The sequence below is a fragment of the Streptomyces sp. NPDC001980 genome (assembly GCF_040296885.1).
Taxonomy (GTDB): Bacteria; Actinomycetota; Actinomycetes; order Streptomycetales; family Streptomycetaceae; genus Streptomyces.
In genome coordinates this window covers 78,134-97,806 of the sequence record NZ_JBEOYD010000033.1, presented here as the reverse complement: position 1 = coordinate 97,806, position 19,673 = coordinate 78,134, and the positions used below count along the sequence as shown (strand labels likewise).

The window sequence follows — 19,673 nt, the reverse complement described above, 5'->3', positions numbered from 1 at the left end:
TTCCGGCAACCAGGGCACCGCCAATCTCCTCCCGTGGCGGCTCGGCCTCCTCACCCAGCCCGATGCGCCCTGCTGACCAGGTGGGACCCGCCGCTTCTGCGGGGCGCACGCCGCGGGCCGAGGTCGGCCGCGCCCGTAGAAGGACGCGGAACCGGCCTCGGCCCTGGGGTCGGGTCAGCCGCCGCTGACGGTCGAGTTGTTGGTGTTGAAGTTGAGTCCGCCCGACGACGAGGTGATCTCATAGCCGAACTGCACGTCGCCGATGACCTCGTTGCCGGGCATCCAGCCCTTGGTGTAGGCGATCCAGTCGAGGATCGGCTTGACGTCCACGGTGCCGGAGGTGGAGTTGGACGTCCGCAGGAACGAGAAGACCTGGTTCGACCCGTTGGTGCCCTTGTAGACGTTCCAGTTGTGGCCGCCGAGCGTGACGTTGGCCTGCCAGCTGCCGATCGGCCCGACGGCTCCGGTGTGGTTGACCCAGAGCATGATCTCGTACTGGTGGGCGTTGTCCCAGATGTCGTACGACGTGTTGTACGCGCCGGACGACGGGACGCTGACGTCGTAGTTGCCGGTGAGCCAGCTCAGGGAGTCGATCGTCCTGTTGATCGTTTTCGTCGAGTTGGCGTAGGACTTGATGCCGCCGGTGTCGGGGTGGTCGGCCCAGACGCCCCAGCCGGTACCGGAGTTGGCCCAGATGCACTGGGCGCCCGCGCCGGCGCCCCAGACGTTGTTGTAGAGCTTGTATCCGTCCAGGCTGGTGCCGGCCCACTGGTCGCAGGAGTTCCAGACGGCTGCCGAAGCGGGGGCGGAGGCGAGGCCGACGGTGGCACCGAGAGCCAGCGCCGGCGCGACTACCGCCATGGTGATCTTGCGTATGCCGCTTTTGACCATGGTGTCCCTTCCACGGGTGGGGGGGAAATGTGGGGGGGTGCTACCACGCCCCCTTGCCGAGGACGTGGTCCTCTCCGGCGACGAGATCCTTCGGCTCCTCGTCACCGGAAGAAGTCCATACCTCCGTGCCATGACGGACGGGATACGGCGGAAGGCACTGCGGCGGTACTCGGACCGGGCGGCTTCAGCCCTTGATGGCTCCGGTGAGCATGCCCTTCTTGAAGTGCCGCTGGACGAAGGGGGAGGCGACCGCGACGGGGATCAGCGCCAGGACCATGACGGCCATCTGCAGTCCCAGGGAGGAGAGCTGGCCGGTTCTGACCGCCTGCTGAAGGCCCGTGGGCGCCTCGGTGTTCTTCTGCACCAGCTGGATGAGCACGTTCTGCAGCGGCATCATGTCCTGGTCGGTGAGGTAGATGGAGGCGTTGAACCAGGCACTCCAGTAGCCGACCGCGTAGAACAGCGAGATGACGGCCAGCACCGCGCGCGACAGCGGCATGATGATGGTCAGCAGGATGCGCAGGTCACTGGCCCCGTCGATACGGGCGGACTCGGTGAGTTCGGGTGAGATGCCCATGAAGAAGGCCCGCAGGACGAGGATGTTGAAGACACTGACCGCGCTCGGCAGGACCAGCGACAGATAGGTGTCGGTGAGGCGCAGCGACTGCACCAGAAGGTAGGTCGGAATGAGCCCGGCCCCGAAGAACATGGTCGCCATCATGGTCATCAGGAAGAACCGGTGGCCCAGACTCCCCCGCCGCGACAGGCCGTAGGCGGCCAGCACCGACACCGTCATCGAGAACAGCGTGCCGAAGAACGTGACACCGGCCGAGACCATGATCGCCCGGCTGACCTGGCCGCCGCCGAGCAGTTCGCTGTAGTTGACGAAGGTGATACCCCGGGGGATCACGACGAGGCCGCCGACCCGGTCGATCACGGGCTTGGGAGAGAGGCTGGTGACGATCACGATCCACAGCGGACCGAGCACCCCCAGGCAGCAGAGCAGGAGGAAGCCGCTCTTGGCGGCAAGTCCTGCCTTGTTCGGCGGCTCCTCCCACACCGGGCGGGCGGGAGCCTTGAGGCTGCGGATGAGCTGGGTGTTGAGGCTCACTTCTGATACACCCCCTGCTCGCCCAGCAGATGCGCGAACTTGTTCGCGCCCAGGACGAGACAGACTCCGATGAGTCCCTTGGCCAGGCCGACCGCGGCCGCGTAGCTGAAGTCGCCGTTCTGGATACCCATGTTCCACACGTACGTGTCGAGGACCTCGCTGGCCCCCGCGCCGACCGCGTCCCGCTGGAGCAGGAACTGCTCGAAGCCGACGCTGAGCGCGTCGCCCACCCGCAGGACCAGCAGCAGCGCGATCACCGGGCGCAGCGCGGGCAGCGTCACGTGCCACATGCGCCGCCAGCGCCCGGCACCGTCCATGGCGGCGGCCTCGTACAGGTCGGTGCTGACGGCGGCCAGTGCGGCGAGGAAGACGATGATCCCCCAGCCGGAGTCCTTCCACACCGCCTGCGCGGTGACCAGGTACTTGAAGAGGCTCGCGTTGGTCATCAGGTCGAAGCCGCTCCACCCGTGGTTCTCCAGGGTCTGGGCGATGATGCCGGCGCCGCCGAGGACCTGTTGGAAGACGGTGACCACGAGGACCCAGGAGAAGAAGTGCGGCAGATACATGATCGCCTGTGCCACGGCCCGCACCCGGGGCCGGATCACGCTGTTGATGACCAGCGCGAGAATGATCGGGACCGGGAAGAAGAGCACCAGCTGGAGCACGAACAGGACGATGGTGTTCTTCGCGGCACTCCAGAACAACGGGTCGTCGAACATCCGCGAGAACTGCTCGACGCCGACCCACGGGCTGTGGAAGATCGCCGTGACTCCGTTGCTGGAGACGTACGGGTCGTAGTCCTGGAAGGCGACGACGTTGCCGAGCAGCGGGACGTAGTTGAAGAGCACAAGCAGCACGATGACGGGCAGCGTCATCAGGATGAGCGCGCGGTCACGGCGCAGCCGGATCCGGAACGGAACCTTGCCGCCCCGGCTCGCCCTGCGTGGCGCCCGCATCTTGGTCCCCGCGGTGGCGACCGTGGCCGCCGGTTCCTCGACGGCCACGGGGGGACGAGTCCCGTCAGGCCTGCTCCCGGCCGTGAGAGACATCAGTTGCCGCTGCCGTTCTTGTCGAGGAGTTCCTTGTACCAGTCGCGCAGCCTGTCGCCGCCGGAGGACCTCCACGTCGAGATGGCCGCCTGCACGTCGGACAGCTTCTTGTTGCCCCGCACGTAGTCGATCTGCAGTTGCTCGAACTGGCTGGCGAGGTTGGCGTAGCGGGTCGGCTCGACGATGTTCATGCCGTACGTGGACGTCTTCTTCATGAACGCCCCCATCCGCTGCTGCCACTCGGCCTGTTTGCGGGCGACGTCGGGGTAGTCGGGGTGGGCGAAGTAGGGAGCCGGGGCCGCCAGCATCGCCCAGGCGTTGATCACCTCGGAGTTGCCCTGGTCGGTCTTGACGGGGACGCCGTTCCTGACCGTGTAGTGGGTGCCCTCGACGCCGTAGTCGACGAGCATGCGCTCCTTGGTGCCGTACGGCGCGGCCGCGAAGTCGGCGGCGGCCAGCGCGTTCTCGACCGTCGTCTTCGAGGCGCCCTCGCGGATCAGCGACCAGATGGTGGCGGGCGCGGAGGCGTACAGCGTCGGGTTGCCGCCGTCGGCGCCGAAGATGTCCATGCCCTCGATCTGGAAGTCCGGGTTGGCCTGGGCCTGTTCGGCGGTCTTCACGTACCAGGCGGAGGCGTCGCTGTTGAAGACCAGGATCTGTCCGGCGGTGAACCGCTGGCCCGCGTCGCCGGAGCGTGCCCTGTCGTCGGGATGGACCACGCCGGCGTCGAAGAGCTTGCGGGTCCACTCCAGGGCTTCGAGGTATTCGGGCCGCTCGATGCCGTACCTCAGCTTGCCGTCGCTGTCGATGTTCCAGCCGGGGCAGGCACCGAAGATGCTCCCCGACACCCAGCTCATGTCACCGCACGCGTACACCTTGGCCTTGGCGCTGGTGGCCTCCTTGGCCCAGCTCAGGAACTCGTCGGCCGACTTGGGTACGGAGTAACCCTTCTTGTCGAAGATGTCCTTGCGGTAGTACGGCACGATGACGGTCGCGGGAGCGGACGGCATCGGAATACCGCGCAGCGCGCCGCCGAAAATGCTCATGCGCCAGGAGTCGGAGGGGATCGCGGCCAGATTCGGGTATTTCTTGACCTTGTCGCCCGCCAGGTAGGGACCGAGGTCCATGAACTTCGCGCTGACCGCGTTCGGGATCTTGCCGACCAGTTCCCAGCTGGGCACGACGACCATGTCGGGTATGGAGCTGGAGGCGAGGACTGCCCCGAGCTTCTGGCCGTAGGTGTTGCCGTCCTGGTTCTGCCAGGTCACCTTGGTGCCCGCCGCCGCGTCGACCGCCTTGTAGTACGCGCAACCGGCCTTCGGCGGAGTGCCCCAGAGCGGGGACATGATCGTCAGGGGAGCGCCGGTACCGAGCTTGTTCGGGACCGAGGTGCCGAGAGCCGCGAGGTCGACCTTGCTGGTGTAGCCGGCCGACGAACCGTTCTTCGACGGAAGATCCGGCTCGCCGACCGTGCTGGCGACGAATGTCGGGAGCAGCTTGTCGGCGGCCTTGCCCGAGGTGGCGCCCTCGCCCGACCCGCTGTCCGACCCGCCACAGGCGGTGAGCAGCGGCATCCCACCGGCCACCGCTGCGGTGGCGACCGCGGTGGAGGCGAGGAAGCTTCTCCGGCTGGGACCTGAGGAGGGGGAGGCGGCGTTCGGCGTCATTGCGTCAACCCTTCGTGGCGCGGCTGGACACCCGGCGGTGGGCCGTCGGCTGCGGTGTCGTGACTGGAACTGGCTGAGCTGGGAGAGCAGACATCCCATTACTACGGTTCGATTCACTGTCGAAGCGCTTCGAATTGCTGTGAGGTTAGGTGAACACCCGGACCTGCACAAGGGTCGCTTCCAAGATTCCTCAGACGCCCTGGTTGGAGCACTCCATGTATCCAGCGCACTCCGCTTGATCCAACGATGTTGATCTCTTCACACTCCTCAGGACGTTCGATGCTGCGTCGAAGCGCTTCGAAAGCACTTACCGATCCGTCACGGAAAAATCCAATGTCTCCGCTCGCGCGCCACCCGCCGGCGGACGCGCTGCGGCCCGCGTCGAGGCGGGGCGCGAAGGCCCCGGTTCACGTCGCTCCGGTCCTGGCACCTCCGAACGCACCAGCCGGAGCGCCGTGGAACAGCGGCCGATCCAGGCTGGAGGCGGCGGTTGGAGCGAGGGGGGCCGACTGCTGCTGGGCTGGACGGCGGAGGACACCGTCGGCCGCCTCGTGACCCCCGACCTGTGGCAGCTGCACCTCTACCACTACGAGGGTGCGCTGTCCCTCGGGCAGTCGGTCCACCCCATACGCCCCGGCCACGTCAGCCTCGTGCCGCCGAACACGGAGGTGCACTTTCACCACCGGGGCAGGTCGGAGCACTTCTACGTCCATCTACGGCTGCACGAGGGCAAAACCGCCCGGGTCGTGCCGGTGATGCAGGACGCCGCGGCCAAGAGCACAGGCCTGGCCGACCTGCTCAGACACGCAGTGCCGGCCATGCCGACATCTCCCCTGCGAGCCGAGGCCGAGGCCTGGGCCGCTCTGTGGCGCATCGCCGAGTTCCCAAGGGACGATGAAGCCGGGCGCAGGCACCCCTACGTGGTCACCGCACAGGCCCATGTCGAGGAACACCTGGCCCGGCCCGCTGTCCGTACCGGAGGTCGCACGTGCCGTCGGCATCTCCCACACCCGTCTGACACGTGTGTTCCACGCTGAAACCGGCCTCACGGTCGTGTCGTACATCCGGCACCGACGCCTTCAACGCGCCCGCCGCCTGCTGTTGTCCTCCACTCTGTCCATCACCGCCATCGCCGCGGCCGTGGGCATCGCCGATCTCCAGGCCTTCAACAAGGCCTGCCGCCGTGAACTCTTGCTGTCGCGGGAGGGTCCACGCACTCTGGGAACCGCGGCTCCGGGCGGGCTCGTGTCCTGCTACGTCCAGGGAGACCGGGCGAGTTTCGCGGGGGAGATCATGCAGATCATCGAGGCGAACGGGTACGCCGTCCGATCCGCTGCGATCACCATGAGACGGAGAGGGACACCACTTCAATTCGTGATCTTCCCGATGCTGCATGTCGCTTCGCCGACGTTCTACTCCCAGGTCCGCATCAGGCTCAGAGAATGCGACCTCATAGTCATGGAGGGAATCCGGGGGAACTCGGCCCGAGTGAGTGCCCTCACGCTCGCTTACCGGTTCGCCCCACGCCGACGGCGCAACGGCCTGCAGGAACAGCGCGAAGAACTGCTGCTCCCCAAAGACGTGCCGGTCATCAACCCGGACGTGACCGCGGCGGAGGCGATCGCCGACCTGAAGACACTGCCGCGGTGGATGTACATGCTGCTCATGGTCGCGGCACCGGTGATGGGTCTGGTCTTCGCGCTGCGCGGTCCGCGCGCCTTCCTCGACGAGGACCTGGAGGTCGAGGACCTGCCCTCGACACTGCGAGCGGAGATGAGGGCCGACAATCCCGTGGAACACGCGATGACCGATCGGCGCGACCGGCGACTGCTCGACGCGCTCGGCGAGATCTACGCGGAACGAAGCAACGAGCCGATCCGGGTGGCCATCGTGTACGGAGCCGGCCACGTCCCGGCGATCGTGTCGGGCCTGTGGGACCGCTACGAGTACCGGCCACGGGAAGCGGAATGGCTCACCGTCTTCGTCCAGCCATGAATCACCACCTGCCGGCTTCACCGAGGTCACGAACACCGTGCACGTGGGCACCCTCCGCGGCCTGCGGGCCCGCAGCCTCGGTGTCGAATCCCAGGCCTCCTGGCAGTCACTGTCTGCGGACCGCCCTGACCTTCCGGTCGAACTCCCGGTTGAGGAAGGGCAGGAGAATGCTTCCGAACCGGGCCAGGGCCCGAGTCCCCGCATCCGGGCAGATCACGAAGCGGCCCCGGTCGATGCCGTCCACGATGGCCGACGCGACCTTCTCCGCCGTGAGCGGCTTGATCGTCCCGCCCACCGCGCGGGTCTCCGCCGGCTTCCACTGGTTCTCCTCCGCGAGCTGCGGGGTGTCCACGTCCGGCGGGAAGACGACCCCGACGTGCACTCCGTGGGGCGTGAGTTCAGCCCGTACCGACTCCATGAGCCCGCGTACGGCGAACTTGGCCGGTCCGTAGGCGCTGTAACCGAAGATCCCGATCAGCCCGGCGGCGGACGAGACGGCGACGACGCTGCCGTGCCCGCGCTCCACCATGCCGGGGGCCACGGCCCGGATCGCGTACAGCGTGCCGAAGTAGTCGACCTCCATCATCTGCCGGAAGACGTCGTCGGGCAGTTCCAGGAAGTGCCCCGGGCGGGCGAGCCCCGCCGACGTGACCAGGACGTCGCAGGGCCGGCCCTGCTCCTCCTCCAGTTCGCCGATGGCCCGCGTGAGGGCCGCCTGGTCGGACACGTCGGCCACCCGCGCGGCGGCCGACAGATCCTTGGCGGCCTCGGCCAGCCGCTCCGGCCCCCGTGCGATCAGCGACACCACGGCCCCACGGTCCGCGAGCAGCCGGGCCGTGGCCAGCCCGATACCACTCGACCCACCCGTCACGATCACATGCACCGAACGGACGTCCAGCGAACGGGAGTTCCGCAGTCTCATGGCCGGGAGCGTATCGGAACGGTTCACCGCCGGAAGGGCGTCCGTCAGCGGGGAACGTACGAGAGCGGCCTTTCGTCCCGGCAGCATTCGCCGTGCTCGCGGTGATGCCGGCCGATCGCCTCGGCCGCCTGCCACCGGTCCGTGGGAGCCTGCGCCGTCAGGCGCGGAGACCAGGTGCTCCGACCGGGAAGGTTCGCCGGGGCGGCGGCCGGACGGGCGGTGACGTCCATTGCGACGCAGGTGAGTGGTCACGGCGCCAACGGGGCCGCTTCCTGACGCGCCCCGGAAGAAGTTGCGGGCGGGTTGTCGATCCGGCCACATCCCGTTCGACGTCATGGCGTGCGGCGCCTCGCCACACGATGACGCGACAGGACCTGACGAGGAAGCACGCGGACTCACCGACACCGGCAACAGCACCACCGGCACCCCGAACCATCCCGGCCAGTTCAGCAGCGGGCCCAACAGCACCTGCATATGATGCAGCGCGCCCGTGCCGAGGCAGACGAAACTGTGCCCGGCGCATCCATGTTCGTGGCAGCGGGGACCGCTCCATGCCGAGTCTGACGGTGGTGCGGCGGGCCGGCTCGGTCAGACCCGGGCGCATCCGCCGTGTCCCTGCACACCGAGGGCGCCGGGGCCGTGAGCAGGACGACGACGGCCGCGGCGTCGGCCTTCACCCCGTTCGAGTCGATGGCGCTCTACCCTCTGTGAACCGCGTTCCACCCTCTGGTAGGAAGCTGGCCTGCAAAGAAGCGGCGCGGTTCGACCCGCAGGCGAAGAAGGCGGGGTTTTCGGTCGCCCCCCGCATCCTGGCTGCTGGCCCAGCACGTCGGACGCCCGGCGCCACCGAGTGGGCAGGACCCTGACCTGCGTGTGAGAATTGAGTACTGGATCACGGTTCGGTGTCCGAGGCCCGCCCATCGCTGGATGGGGAGCGGGCGCACCACCTGACGTCCCCTCCCACTGATCCCGTCGACACGCTGGGAGGCTCTCTATGAGCGAACGTCTCGACGCGTGGCCGACGCTGGTCCATGAGGACCTGGCGCCCATGGTTGACTACGTGAACCGGTTGGTACAGGTCGCAGGCAAGTACACCCTCGACAAGCCCTTCGAAGTCGGCTGGGGAAACGTCGTCCTCGGTGTCACCCCTCGGGGGCTCAGTACGCCAACCCTTCGGCAGCGAGGCGTGACCTTCACGGTGCATTACCGCTTGCTCGACGGTGGCGTGGTCATCGAGGCCGACAACGGCTCGCGGACGGTGCCGTTGTCCAAGGGGTCAGTCGCCATGTTCTATGCGTCCTTCTGCGAGGCGGCGGACGAGCTTGGCATACACCCACCGCGCAGCTCGTTGATCTGCGAGATTCCGGATGCCCCAGCGTGCTTCGAGGACGATCACGTCGAACGCACCTGGGACGGCCACGCCGCCCGGCTGATCTGGACAGCGTTGAACCTTGCCTCTGACGGGCTCGAGGCGTGGCAGGCCCCCTTCCTGGGATATCGCCCCCGGGTCGGTGTGATGTGGGGCGGCTTCGACCTGTCCGCCACGCGTCACCGTGCGCGGTCCACCGTGCCGACGCCCCACCAGCCGCCGTTCATGCAGAACGCCCAGCTCGACGCGTACGTGTCGGTGGGATTCTCCTTCGGGGATGCCAAGGCGCCGAACGTCGGCATGTACGCGTACATCTGGCCCCGGCCGGACGGTCTCGGAGACCGGTCGTGGGGTGTTGAGGGCGCCGCCTGGCATCCCGACGCTGGTCTGGTTCGTCTGCCGTGGGCCAAGCTCAGGGAGACAGCGGACCCGCACCAGGCCATTGTGGCGTTCGGTGACGCCGTCTACGACGCCGCCGTCGAGACGGCAGGCTGGCCGTCCGACCTCGTCGGACCCCGCGTCGAGGGTTGGTACATGAGCAGGACACCGCCCGCGCCTGTCCAGCACCAGCACGGCTGACTCGGGTCAAGATTCCTGACCCGGAGGACCAGGAGCCTGTCTCAGCAACGGGCGACCCGCTCGCGTCTCGTGATCTTTCGTACGCGATGATCTCGGTACGTGTGGGGGGGTGGGCTGTTCGTGGTCGAGCCGGCCGAGGCGGAACGACGGCAGGACCGTCCGGCGGCGGTGGACAAGACGTGTCGAAGGCCGGTCAGCCACCCAGGACCCGTCGCCCATCCGGCGAATTCCAGGGGTCGTTGAACCGGCTGCGGCCAGGAGCGCTGCGCGTGTCGGACTGTTTTCGGCTCAGCGGCCACGGCGTACAACTACGCGCGCCCATAGCAGGCCAGGTCGATGCCCTTGAAGAAGTGGCCGTCTACCAACTGCCGCCGTACGCTCCCGACCTCAACCCCGTCGAGGGCGTGTGGTTGCACCTGAAGAGATCTCTGGCCAACCTCACCAAACACAACCTCGAACACGCGTCTGTGCCACCTCGCCCGTAGTCGGCCGCGCTCGGCCGGGAGATCCCCTCGCGCTGTCGGCATCGGTGTTCCTCGCCGATCCGTTCGGGAATCTGCCGTGGGCCTCTCACCCGCACCGCCCGGCTCCGTGCACGACATCACGGCATGCCGCGCCCACGGCATCATCGACGCCCTCGCCGCTGCCGACGGGTACTGCTGGACGGACCGCGGTCCGAGCGGTCGCGGATCTTCCCGGATCCGCCATGTCTTGCGGTTTCCGCCGAGAACGCGTGCGACCGCTGTCACCAGGCGCCGCCGGACGCACAGTGAAGCCACCGGCGACGACGCCGGACGGACGAAAGGTGCCCAGGATGCCGGAATTCGACGACGGGACCCCCGAGACCGAACCGCCCACCGGTCCGGTCATGACCACGGACGTCGTGGTCGTGGGATCCGGACCGGCGGGCGCCGCCGCGGCCCTGCTGCTCTCCACGCTCGGCGTGGACAACATCATGATCACCAAGTACCGCTGGACGGCGAACACCCCGCGCGCCCACATCACCAACCAGCGCGCCATGGAGGTCTTCCGCGACGTCGGCATCGAGGACCAGGTACTCGCCGACGCCACGGAACACGCCCTCGTCGGCGACACGGTCTTCTGCACCGGCATCGCCGGGGAGGAGATCGGCCGGATCCACACCTGGGGCACCCGCCCGGACCGCGAGGCGGACTACCGGCTCGCCTCCCCTTGTCTCACCGTCGACATCCCGCAGACCTACCTGGAACCGATCCTGGTCCGCAACGCCGCGCGGCGCGGCACCCAGGTGCGGTTCTCCACCGAGTACCTCTCCCACACGCAGGACGCCGACGGCGTCACCGTCGACGTCCTGGACCGGCTGACCGGGAAGGCGTACCTGATCCGCGCCAAGTACCTGATCGGCGCCGACGGCGCCCGCTCCATGGTCGCCGCCGACATCGGTCTGCCCTTCGAGGGGGCGATGGACATCGCCGGCTCGATGAACATCACCTTCAAGGCCGACATCAGCCGCTACGTCTCCCACCGGCCCTCGGTCCTGTACTGGGTGATCCAGCCCGGCTCGAACGTCGGCGGGATCGGCGCGGGCCTGGTCCGGATGGTCCGTCCCTGGAACGAGTGGCTGATCGTGTGGGGCTACGACATCGACGAGGAGCCCCCGCAGGTCGACGAGGCGGCGGCGGTCCAGATCGTCCGCAACCTCCTCGGCATGCCGGACCTCGACGTCGAGATCACCGGCACCAGCCTGTGGGGCAACAACGAGATGTACGCCACCCGCCTGCACAGCGGCCGGGTGTTCTGCGCGGGCGACGCCGTCCACCGGCACCCGCCGAGCAACGGCCTCGGCTCCAACACCTCGGTGCAGGACGCCTACAACCTCGTCTGGAAGCTGGCCGCCGTCCTCAAGGGCCAGGCGGGTCCCGCGCTGCTCGACACCTACTCCGCCGAACGGGCACCGGTCGCCGAACGCATCGTGAAGCGGGCCAACAGGTCGAGCCGGGAGTTCGTCGACATCTTCCGCGCCCTCGGTGTCCTCGACGCCACGACGGAGGCCGAGATGGCGGCCGCGATCGAGGAACGCAAGGCCAACACCCCCGCGGGCGCCGCCAAACGGGCCGCGCTGGTGCGGGCGATGGACCTGAAGAACTACGAGTTCAACGCGCACGGCGTCGAACTCGGCCAGTTCTACACCTCGTCGGCGATCCGCTCCGACGGCAGCGCACCGCCCGTGTCACCGCGCGATCCCGACCTCTACTACGAGATGTCCACGGTGCCGGGCTCGCATCTGCCGCACGCCTGGGTCGGGGACAGCGCGCACCGCAAGGCACTGATGGACCTGGCGCCGTACGACCGCTGGACGCTCATCACCGGCATCGCGGGCGAGGCGTGGGAGAGCGCGGCCGAGAAGGTCGGCCAGGAGCTCGGCGTGCCGCTGGCCACGGTCGTCATCGGTCCGGGCCGCGAGGTCACCGACCTCTACTACGACTGGGCCAAGCTGCGCGAGGTCGAGGAGAGCGGGGTGCTGCTGGTCCGCCCCGACAAGCACATCGCCTGGCGCGCGACGACCCTTCCGGACGACCCGGAGGGCCGGCTGCGCGACGCCCTGACCGCCGTACTGGGAAGGGACTGAACCGGTGCGCTTCGATCATGAGACCCTGCCGCAGCGCGTCCGGTTCGCGTCCGGTGCGGCGGCCGCCAACCTCCGCGACGAAGTCGAACTCCTCGGCGGTCTGCGGCCGATGGTGATCGCCGACCCGGCCGCGCGGGCCGTCGCCCACGAGATCGCGGACGGGCTGCCCGTCGCGCACTGGCACGACCGGGACGGCGATGTCGTCATGCACGTCCCGGTCGCGGTGGCCGAGCGGGCCCGTGCGGCGGCGACGGAGCACGACGTGGACGTCGTGGTCGCCGTCGGAGGCGGCTCGACGACCGGGCTCGCCAAGGCGGTCGCCCTGACCTCCGGTATCCCGGTGGTCGCGGTGCCGACCACCTACGCCGGCTCCGAGGCCACCGCGGTCTGGGGCCTGACCGAGGACGCCCGCAAGACGACCGGCACCGACCCGCGGGTCCTGCCCCGCGCCGTCGTCTACGACGCCACGCTCACCCTGTCCCTCCCGGTCGGCATGAGCGTGGCCTCGGGGCTGAACGCCCTCGCGCACTGCGTCGACTCGATGTGGGCGCCCCGCACCGACCCGATCGACCAGGCCCTGGCGGCCGAGGGCGTCCGGGCCCTGCGCACCGGACTGCCGCTGATCACCAAGGAGCCGGAGGGGCTGGACGGCCGGGAGCGGGCGCTGTACGGCGCCTACCTCTCCGCGACCGCCTTCGCCTCCGCCGGCTCGGGACTCCACCACAAGATCTGCCATGTCCTCGGCGGCATGTTCGACCTGCCGCACGCCCAGACCCACGCCGTGGTCCTCCCCCACGTCCTCGCCTTCAACGCACCGCACGCGCCCGAGGCCGGGCGACGCCTCGCGGCGGCCTTCGACGCGCCGACCGCGACCGCAGGCCTGGCCCTGCTGTACGACGAGCTGGACCCGCCGCGCGCCCTGCGGGACCTCGGTATGCCCGAGGACGGCATCACCCCGGCGGCGGAGGCGATCGTCGCCGCCGCACCGCCCGACAACCCGCGGGCCGTCACGCTCGAACCGGTCCTCCGGCTGGTGTGTGCGGCCTGGGAAGGAGCACGGCCATGACCAGTGACACCCGGGCCGGCGTCCCCGCCGAGCAGCAGGCGCGGGAGGCCGAGATCACCCGGCAGGTCCTCGACTCGTTCAGCGACTGCACCGGTCCACGGCTCAAGGAGGTCATGGAGTCCCTGGTGCACCATCTGCACGCGTTCGTCCGGGAGGTGCGGCTGACGGAGGACGAGTGGAACAAGGGGATCGAGTTCCTCACCCGGACCGGGCACATCACCGACGACCGGCGCCAGGAGTTCATCCTCCTCTCGGACGTGCTCGGCGTCTCCATGCAGACCGTCGCCGTCAACAACCAGGCGTACGGCGACGCCACCGAGGCCACCGTCTTCGGGCCCTTCTTCGTCGAGAACAGCCCGGAGATCGCGAGCGGCGAGGACATCGCGTTCGACGCCGCCGGCGAACCCTGCTGGGTGGAGGGCACCGTCACCGACAGCACCGGCAAGCCGGTCCCCGGAGCGCGCATCGAGGTGTGGGAGGCCGACGAGGACGGCTTCTACGACACACAGTACGGCGACGACCGCACGGCAGCCCGTGCACATCTGTTCACCGAGGCGGACGGCGGCTACCGCTTCTGGGCCCTCACCCCGACCCCCTACCCGATCCCGCACGACGGACCGGTGGGCGAGCTGCTGGCGGCGACCGGCCGTTCGCCGATGCGCGCCTCGCATCTGCACTTCATGGTCAGCGCGCCCGGTCTGCGCACCCTGGTCACGCACATCTTCGTGAAGGGCGACGAGCTCCTGGACCATGACGCGGTGTTCGGCGTGAAGGATTCCCTGGTCAAGGAGTTCCGGCGGCAGCGGCCCGACACACCGGCGCCCGGCGAGCGGGACCTGCAGGGGCGCGCCTGGTCCCGGGTCCGGTTCGACATCGTGCTGGCACCGGACGGCGCCTGACCCGCGCACCGGGCGGGTCGCAGATTCGGCTCTCCTCAGGCCGCCAGCGGTCAGCCGTCGACCGTCAGCCGCCCGCCCGGGCCTCCCGCAGCACATCGGTGGCGCGCACCCCGTACCGTGCCTTGAACCGGTGCGAGAAGTGGGCGGCCGAACCGAATCCGCAGCGCGCGGCCACCTCGGCGACGGTCGCGGTCCCGCCCTCGGCCAGCAGTGCCCGCGCTCCTTCCAGCCGGCGTGCCAGCAGGTGCTGCGGGACAGTCGTCCCGCCCGCCGCGAACACCCGCGACAGATGCCGCTCGCTGATCCCGATGCCCTTGGCGATCCGGGCCGCGTTGAGCCCGCTGTCGCTCAGGTGGTCCTCGGCGTAGGCCTTGGCCATGGCCAGATGGACGGCGGAGAGCGCGGCCGGGCGGCCGGTCACCACGCCGGCGAGCAGGTCCAGCAGGGTGTCCTCGTCGACCGGCCGGGACTTCTCCGGGTGCACGGCCCGGCCGGCCAGCCGCGCCAGCACCCTGGCCTGAAGGTCGCCGTCGCCGAAGTCGAACACCAGGGGGCGAGCCAACGGCTCCGGCCCGGCGACCTCCCGCCACACCTGCCGTGGCACCTTGACGGCCAGTTCCTCGAGGCCGTGGGAGAAGCCGCGCATGAAGGGCCGGTCCGCGTCGCACACGATCAGCTGACCCGGCCGGACCACCTGTACGCCGCCGTCGTGATAGAAGAACGCCTCTCCGACCAGTGTCAGATAGCAGGCGACGGCCTCGGACGGCAGGCGCCGCACGACCGCCCGGGTACGTTCGACGACGTGGGAGTTCCCCGTCACCCGGGCCACATGCACCCTGGGGAGCTGAAGGTTGATCTCCGTCGCCTCAAGGGCCTCGTCATCGAGCGATCGGCAGCGCAGGCCGATCAGCGCAGTCGCGTTGTGGTTCTCCCACAGTGCGACCCGCTGGGCCTCGGGCAGTCCTGTCGTGCTGAAGCGCACGGGCCCCGACAGCATGCCGGTCGTCATTTCCCCAGAGTATTCCCTCGGGCACCCCTGGGCACCAGCCGCCCGCCCGGCGCGCGATGGCCGACCGGGCCGGCGCCACCTTGGCGGACGTGCTGTCTCTCGGCGCGTGCGGGACGGAGGTGGCCGGTCAGGGGGACGGGGGGCGCCCTCGCCGGCGGCGACCGAGCCGATCCCGTGGACCACGATGCAGCCTTCGACGGTCACCGGGGTGCGGCCACGGCAAGGCTCAGGCTCCCCGAGCCGCTGGGCGACCGGGACGTGATCGTCGACCACTGCACCCGCTTCACCGCCGAGGGCTCCCGCCCGCCCGCGCTGCGGTTGCGCGGAAAGCTGGGCTGCAGACCGCCGGCCACCGGCTGCACCGCCGCCTCCTACGATCAGGCGTTGATCGCGGTCGGCTCCTGGCGCACGGGACCGCCTGACCACCTCGGGTGCGAGGACGGCCTTACGGCACGCGGGCGACGCCGACGTAGAAGCCGCTCAGCTCCTGGGCGGGAGCAGGTGAGTCCTTGTACCAGTGGGTCGCTGTGACCAGCCCTGGAGCCACCAGTTCCAGGCCCTCGAAGAACGGCTCGATCTCGGCCCGCGTACGCATGCGCAGCGGGATCTCGCCCTTGCGGTAGGTCGTGGTCACCGACTTGACGAGGTGCGGGTGCTCGTCGGTGGTGCCGTGCGAGAACATGAAGTAACTGCCCGAGGGCAGCGCGTCGAGAAGCGTCCGCGTCAGACCGTAGGGGTTTTCGTCGTCGGTGATGAAATGCATCAGCGCGATCATCGACAGCGCGACCGGCCGGGTGAAGTCCAGGAACGTACGGGCGTGATCGAGGATGGTCGCCGGCTTCCGTACGTCGGCCTCGATGTAGTCGGTGCTTCCCTCGGGACTGCTGAAGAGCAGAGCCTCCGCGTGCCGCAGCACGATGGGGTCGTTGTCGGCGTAGGCGATCCGCGCCGACGGCGCTATGCCCTGGACGATCTGATGCAGGTTCGGCTCGGTCGGGATGCCCGTACCGATGTCGAGGAACTGGTCGATGCCGTTGCCGGCCAGCCAGGCCGCCGCGCGGTGCATGAACGCCCTGTTGCGCATGGCGTTGAGACGCGCCTCCGGTGGCAGCTTCGCCGCCACCTCCTCGTCGACCGGGTAGTTGTCCTTGCCGCCCAGCAGCCAGTCGTAGACACGTGCCGGGTGGGGCCTGCTCGTGTCGATACGACTGGCGGAGGAGGGGTCTACCGGCATGCATGACTCCAGCGGGTACTAGATCGCTGACCGACTCACCGAGGCCGCTTCGTGCGCCGTGGGGGGAGGCAGTAGAGGGCACGGCGATTGTGCCATTGGCCCAGCCTTCACGCAGAGTTGCCCCTCGATATCCGGCACGCGCACGTGCGACATTGCCTGCCGTTGTGACCCCGGTGGCCAACGGGAGTCACAGGGCCGTCCCGCCGGACGCGTCGATGCACTGCCCCGTCACCCAGCGGGAGTCCGAGGAGGCGAGGAAGGCGACGATGTCCGCCACGTCCGCAGGTTGCCCCATCCTGCCGAACACGGAGAGCGCGGCATGCTCGGCCTCGGCCTCGGGCGTTGCCCAGCGCCTTCGGTTCAAGTCCGTCTTGACGAAGCCCGGTGCCACACAGTTCACCGTGATCTGACTGCCGCCCAGTTCCTTGGCGAGCGTGTGAGTAAGAGCCTCCAGGGCCGCCTTGGCCATGGAGTAGGCGAGCGAGGACGGGAGGGCAACGCGGGTGGCCGCCGAACTGATGTTGATGATACGGCCGCCCTCGCGCAGGAGCGGAAGTCCTTCCTGCACGAGAAACAGCGGCGCCCTGGCGTGGACGGCCATGAGCCGGTCGAAGTCCTGCGGGGTCACCTCGCGGACACCGCCCCGGATGTTGAAGCCGGCATTGTTGACCAGGATGTCCAGCGCGGTCGGCTCGCCCATGGCGCGCAGGCCGGCATCGAACCGCTCGTACACCGCTCGGATGTCGTCGGGCGCATCGAGCGGACCGTGCACGGGAAAAGCGCGCCCGCCGGCATCGGTGATCAGTGCGACGGTCTCCCGGGCCGAGGACTCGTCACTGCCGTAGTGGACGGCGACGAGCGCGCCGTCCGCGGCGAGACGGCAGGCGATGGCCCGGCCGATCCCCCGCCCGGCACCAGTGACCAGAGCCGTTCTGCCGTTCAGCGTACCCACCGGGCCCCCATGTCATGAGCGCGTCATATGCCTCAAGAGAGGATAACTCACTGCAGAAACCACCTGACCGGCATGTTCTCGCCGCATCGGTCGGGTGGCTCGACGTATGAACGGGTACCGCGGTGGCCCTACGGCAGCCGAGTCGGGAAAGCAGTACTCCTCGGGCGACGAAGCGTATCGGCTCGTACCCGCGGGTGCGTGTCGAGGGCGACGGTCGTGATGTGGTGACGCAAGCCGGTGCCCTGCTCGCGGGAGCCGGAGTCCGGCGAGGGCGCACCGGGCGTTCAACCACCGCGGGGACAGGGCTGCTTCTGCCCGGCAGTGACATGTGCCGGACCGTGACGACGACGGACGCCCCCGACGGCACGGTGCCCCTCATGACCACCACGGGGCCGAGCGACTCGCCGAGGACGGCTTTCGATCCTGGCCGGCCGGTCGTACGGCGTCGGAGGCTCACCGTCCGGGCCGCCCGGTCCCGCCCCGGGCCCGTCCACCGAGTGGACGGGCCCGGGGCTGGGCGGTGAGTGCGTCAGTTCACGCGGATCGTGACCGTGACGGTCTTGAGCACGGCCGGCAGTTTGGTGGTGTCGACCTTCAGGATCTCGCCGTTGTCGGTCTGGCCCGTGGCCGGCAGCACCTTCTGATGGACGGTCCACTTCCCGTCGGGGTCGACGGCGATGGTGTCGATGCCGAAGTCGTCGTCGTTGGACAGGTACAGCGTCTTGCCGGCGTCCGTGGTGGCGACGCCCTCGACCTTGTCGTGCGCGAAGAACTTCCCGCTGGGGTCGAGCTGGCTCACCAGCGTCCCGACGTTGAGGTACGGCTGCTTCTGCGCGACCTGGACACCGGCGCCGGTGAGCGCGGTGAGCGCGGCGTTCGTGCCGACCTTGCCGACGAACGCCTCGGGCGACTTGCCGCCGATCGTCAGCCCGCTGACGTCGGTCGCGCCGTTGATGTCGACCTCGTAGAGGGACTTCTGGGCGAACGGCTCGAAGTTGCCGTCACGTTCGTCGATGACGAACTTCGTGTCGGACAGCGCCGTGATCTCGCTGTTGGCGTCACCCGTGGTGGCCGGGTCGTCCAGCAGGTACAGGTACTGCTTGGTCTGGAACGTGCGCAGGTCGATGGTGACGATGCGGGTGGGCGCGAGGTTGGACGCCTTGGTGCTGCCGAGATCCGGCTGCTGCAGCGCGGCCTGCATGATGCCCACCAGGGTCGAGCCGTCCGGCGTGACCGTCAGGCCCTCCATGCCCTTGTTCTTCAGGCGGTTGGCCAGCTCGGCCGGCAAGTAGCCGACGATCTTGTGGTACTGGTTGTCCTGGCTGTCCTTGTACGGGGTCAGCCGGCCCAGCTCGTAGCCGTTCGCGTCGAAGTGCGTGAGGTACGGACCGTACTCGTCCGAGACCCAGAACGTGCCGTCGGGCAGCGCCACCAGGCCCTCGGAGTCGTAGCCGTAGGGATCCCGGGCGAGGGGCACGGGAGTGCCGCCGTTGGCGTTCGTCGCGTTGACGTCGTCGATCACCTCGCTCGTGTCGTGCGGCGGACGGCCGCTGTACTGCACGCCGCCGAGGCTCTTCGGACCTTTGAGGGTGATCTTCTTGACCAGCTCGGCCCTGCCCTTGTCGAGCTTGAACTCACCGATCTGCGGGGTGAAGTCGGTGAGCATCTCGGACTTGTTGCCGTCCGGGGCGTCCGCGTTGGGGCCGCGGTCGGTGAGGCCGTAGAAGCGGCCCGACTTTCCGGGCACCGGGGCGAGCGAGGAGCCGTAGCCCTCACCGGAGATCTGGGTGGTGGTACCGCCCGGGCCGGCGACCGTCGCGAGCGAGGGCAGCGGGTCGCCGTTCCGCTGGGTGTCCTTGAACAGCTGTACGGCGTCGGTCGCCGTGTACGTGAAGGTGTCCGTGCCCTTGAAGCCGGAGTCCGGCGTGTACGTGAACGTGCCGTCCGCGTTGACCGTCGCCGTGCCATGGGACGGGTCGGTGTGCCGCACGACCGCGGTCGCGTCGTAGTCGTTGCGCAGAACGTCGCCCGTCACCTTGTCGTGGCCGGAGAAGGAGTCGGCGGTCGCGTCGAAGTCGTGCGTCGGGGCCGACAGCCAGCCATGGGCCTGGGCCACGACGGTGCCGGTGCCCGCCACTGCGGCGGTGACAGCGATCGCTATGCCGATCCGGGCGCGCTTGCGCAAGCGAGGTCTTGAGGTCATGCCCATGAACTTGTAGGTCACTGATGAACTCTGAGTCGTCTTTCGGTGAACCAACAGTTCAAAAGTGGCCTGCTCTCGCTCTTCGGGTCGCAGTACACGGGTCGCACTACATCGGAAAC

Annotated in this window: 16 protein-coding genes and 1 pseudogene; 7 read left to right on the top strand and 10 right to left on the bottom strand. The window is 68.9% G+C overall.

What is annotated here, in order from left to right; genetic code table 11:
• Window positions 1-174: 174 nt before the first annotated feature.
• The 4 genes from ABT137_RS37360 to ABT137_RS37345 all read right to left on the bottom strand — a co-directional run bounded on the left by ABT137_RS37360 (window position 175) and on the right by ABT137_RS37345 (window position 4,718).
• A complete protein-coding gene (locus ABT137_RS37360) occupies window positions 175-891 on the bottom strand; it encodes a glycoside hydrolase family 12 protein (RefSeq protein ID WP_351715735.1) in 717 nt (238 codons plus the stop codon).
• Window positions 892-1,075: 184 nt separating this feature from the next.
• On the bottom strand, window positions 1,076-2,002 hold the full coding sequence (locus ABT137_RS37355) for a carbohydrate ABC transporter permease (protein WP_351715734.1): 927 nt from the start codon (window positions 2,000-2,002) through the stop codon (window positions 1,076-1,078).
• Complete coding sequence (locus ABT137_RS37350; protein ID WP_351715732.1) at window positions 1,999-3,051, bottom strand: ABC transporter permease; 1,053 nt, start codon at window positions 3,049-3,051, stop codon at window positions 1,999-2,001. Before ABT137_RS37350 ends, ABT137_RS37355 begins: the two co-directional genes overlap by 4 nt.
• Window positions 3,051-4,718: an extracellular solute-binding protein gene (locus ABT137_RS37345; protein ID WP_351715731.1), complete on the bottom strand. Its 1,668-nt coding sequence runs from the start codon at window positions 4,716-4,718 to the stop codon at window positions 3,051-3,053. Before ABT137_RS37345 ends, ABT137_RS37350 begins: the two co-directional genes overlap by 1 nt.
• 455 nt (window positions 4,719-5,173) lie before the next feature.
• Here ABT137_RS37345 and ABT137_RS37340 point away from each other — a divergent pair, with 455 nt between their 5' ends.
• Together ABT137_RS37340 and ABT137_RS37335 are read left to right on the top strand one after the other, a co-directional pair.
• Window positions 5,174-5,755: a hypothetical protein gene (locus ABT137_RS37340; protein ID WP_351715729.1), complete on the top strand. Its 582-nt coding sequence runs from the start codon at window positions 5,174-5,176 to the stop codon at window positions 5,753-5,755.
• A complete protein-coding gene (locus tag ABT137_RS37335; protein ID WP_351715727.1) occupies window positions 5,742-6,713 on the top strand; it encodes a helix-turn-helix domain-containing protein in 972 nt (323 codons plus the stop codon). The genes ABT137_RS37340 and ABT137_RS37335 overlap by 14 nt, the downstream gene beginning before the upstream one ends.
• Window positions 6,714-6,819: 106 nt before the next feature.
• On the opposite strand, the gene ABT137_RS37330 is transcribed toward ABT137_RS37335, so the two are convergent.
• Window positions 6,820-7,635, bottom strand: coding sequence for an SDR family oxidoreductase (locus tag ABT137_RS37330; protein ID WP_351715725.1), 816 nt, complete (start codon window positions 7,633-7,635; stop codon window positions 6,820-6,822).
• 994 nt (window positions 7,636-8,629) lie between these two features.
• Here ABT137_RS37330 and ABT137_RS37325 point away from each other — a divergent pair.
• From ABT137_RS37325 to ABT137_RS37300, 5 genes and pseudogenes are all read left to right on the top strand, one after another.
• A complete protein-coding gene (locus tag ABT137_RS37325; RefSeq protein WP_351715723.1) occupies window positions 8,630-9,583 on the top strand; it encodes a DUF5996 family protein in 954 nt (317 codons plus the stop codon).
• A gap of 353 nt (window positions 9,584-9,936) precedes the next feature.
• Window positions 9,937-10,041 (top strand): annotated as a pseudogene (locus ABT137_RS37320) (transposase); the annotation flags it as partial.
• 356 nt (window positions 10,042-10,397) lie between these two features.
• Window positions 10,398-12,191, top strand: a complete 1,794-nt coding sequence (locus tag ABT137_RS37310) for an FAD-dependent oxidoreductase (protein WP_351715721.1) — start codon at window positions 10,398-10,400, stop codon at window positions 12,189-12,191.
• A gap of 4 nt (window positions 12,192-12,195) precedes the next feature.
• Entirely contained in the window at window positions 12,196-13,257 is a 1,062-nt protein-coding gene (locus tag ABT137_RS37305) for a maleylacetate reductase (RefSeq protein ID WP_351715719.1), read from the top strand.
• A complete protein-coding gene (locus ABT137_RS37300; RefSeq protein WP_351715717.1) occupies window positions 13,254-14,156 on the top strand; it encodes a hydroxyquinol 1,2-dioxygenase in 903 nt (300 codons plus the stop codon). The genes ABT137_RS37305 and ABT137_RS37300 overlap by 4 nt, the downstream gene beginning before the upstream one ends.
• A gap of 64 nt (window positions 14,157-14,220) precedes the next feature.
• Here the strand turns inward: ABT137_RS37300 and ABT137_RS37295 are convergent, their stop codons facing one another.
• From ABT137_RS37295 to ABT137_RS37275, 5 genes are all read right to left on the bottom strand, one after another.
• Window positions 14,221-15,165: a helix-turn-helix transcriptional regulator gene (locus tag ABT137_RS37295; protein ID WP_351715716.1), complete on the bottom strand. Its 945-nt coding sequence runs from the start codon at window positions 15,163-15,165 to the stop codon at window positions 14,221-14,223.
• A gap of 200 nt (window positions 15,166-15,365) precedes the next feature.
• A complete protein-coding gene (locus tag ABT137_RS37290; protein WP_351715715.1) occupies window positions 15,366-15,527 on the bottom strand; it encodes a hypothetical protein in 162 nt (53 codons plus the stop codon).
• A gap of 83 nt (window positions 15,528-15,610) precedes the next feature.
• A complete protein-coding gene (locus ABT137_RS37285; protein WP_351715714.1) occupies window positions 15,611-16,399 on the bottom strand; it encodes an SAM-dependent methyltransferase in 789 nt (262 codons plus the stop codon).
• 187 nt (window positions 16,400-16,586) lie between these two features.
• The gene (locus ABT137_RS37280) at window positions 16,587-17,351 is read right to left on the bottom strand and encodes an SDR family oxidoreductase (RefSeq protein WP_351715712.1); all 765 of its coding nucleotides are present in this window, start codon (window positions 17,349-17,351) and stop codon (window positions 16,587-16,589) included.
• Window positions 17,352-17,880: 529 nt separating this feature from the next.
• On the bottom strand, window positions 17,881-19,554 hold the full coding sequence (locus ABT137_RS37275) for an esterase-like activity of phytase family protein (protein WP_351715710.1): 1,674 nt from the start codon (window positions 19,552-19,554) through the stop codon (window positions 17,881-17,883).
• Window positions 19,555-19,673 lie beyond the last annotated feature (119 nt).

Excerpts from the sequence above, each read along its gene's own strand:
- ABT137_RS37325 (WP_351715723.1), top strand. The coding sequence starts at position 8,630 with ATGAGCGAACGTCTCGACGCGTGGCCGACGCTGGTCCATGAGGACCTG.
- ABT137_RS37300 (WP_351715717.1), top strand. The coding sequence starts at position 13,254 with ATGACCAGTGACACCCGGGCCGGCGTCCCCGCCGAGCAGCAGGCGCGG.
- ABT137_RS37360 (WP_351715735.1), bottom strand. The coding sequence starts at position 891 with ATGGTCAAAAGCGGCATACGCAAGATCACCATGGCGGTAGTCGCGCCG.
- ABT137_RS37310 (WP_351715721.1), top strand. The coding sequence starts at position 10,398 with ATGCCGGAATTCGACGACGGGACCCCCGAGACCGAACCGCCCACCGGT.
- ABT137_RS37330 (WP_351715725.1), bottom strand. The coding sequence starts at position 7,635 with ATGAGACTGCGGAACTCCCGTTCGCTGGACGTCCGTTCGGTGCATGTG.
- ABT137_RS37345 (WP_351715731.1), bottom strand. The coding sequence starts at position 4,718 with ATGACGCCGAACGCCGCCTCCCCCTCCTCAGGTCCCAGCCGGAGAAGC.
- ABT137_RS37275 (WP_351715710.1), bottom strand. The coding sequence starts at position 19,554 with ATGACCTCAAGACCTCGCTTGCGCAAGCGCGCCCGGATCGGCATAGCG.
- ABT137_RS37285 (WP_351715714.1), bottom strand. The coding sequence starts at position 16,399 with ATGCCGGTAGACCCCTCCTCCGCCAGTCGTATCGACACGAGCAGGCCC.
- ABT137_RS37295 (WP_351715716.1), bottom strand. The coding sequence starts at position 15,165 with ATGACGACCGGCATGCTGTCGGGGCCCGTGCGCTTCAGCACGACAGGA.
- ABT137_RS37350 (WP_351715732.1), bottom strand. The coding sequence starts at position 3,051 with ATGTCTCTCACGGCCGGGAGCAGGCCTGACGGGACTCGTCCCCCCGTG.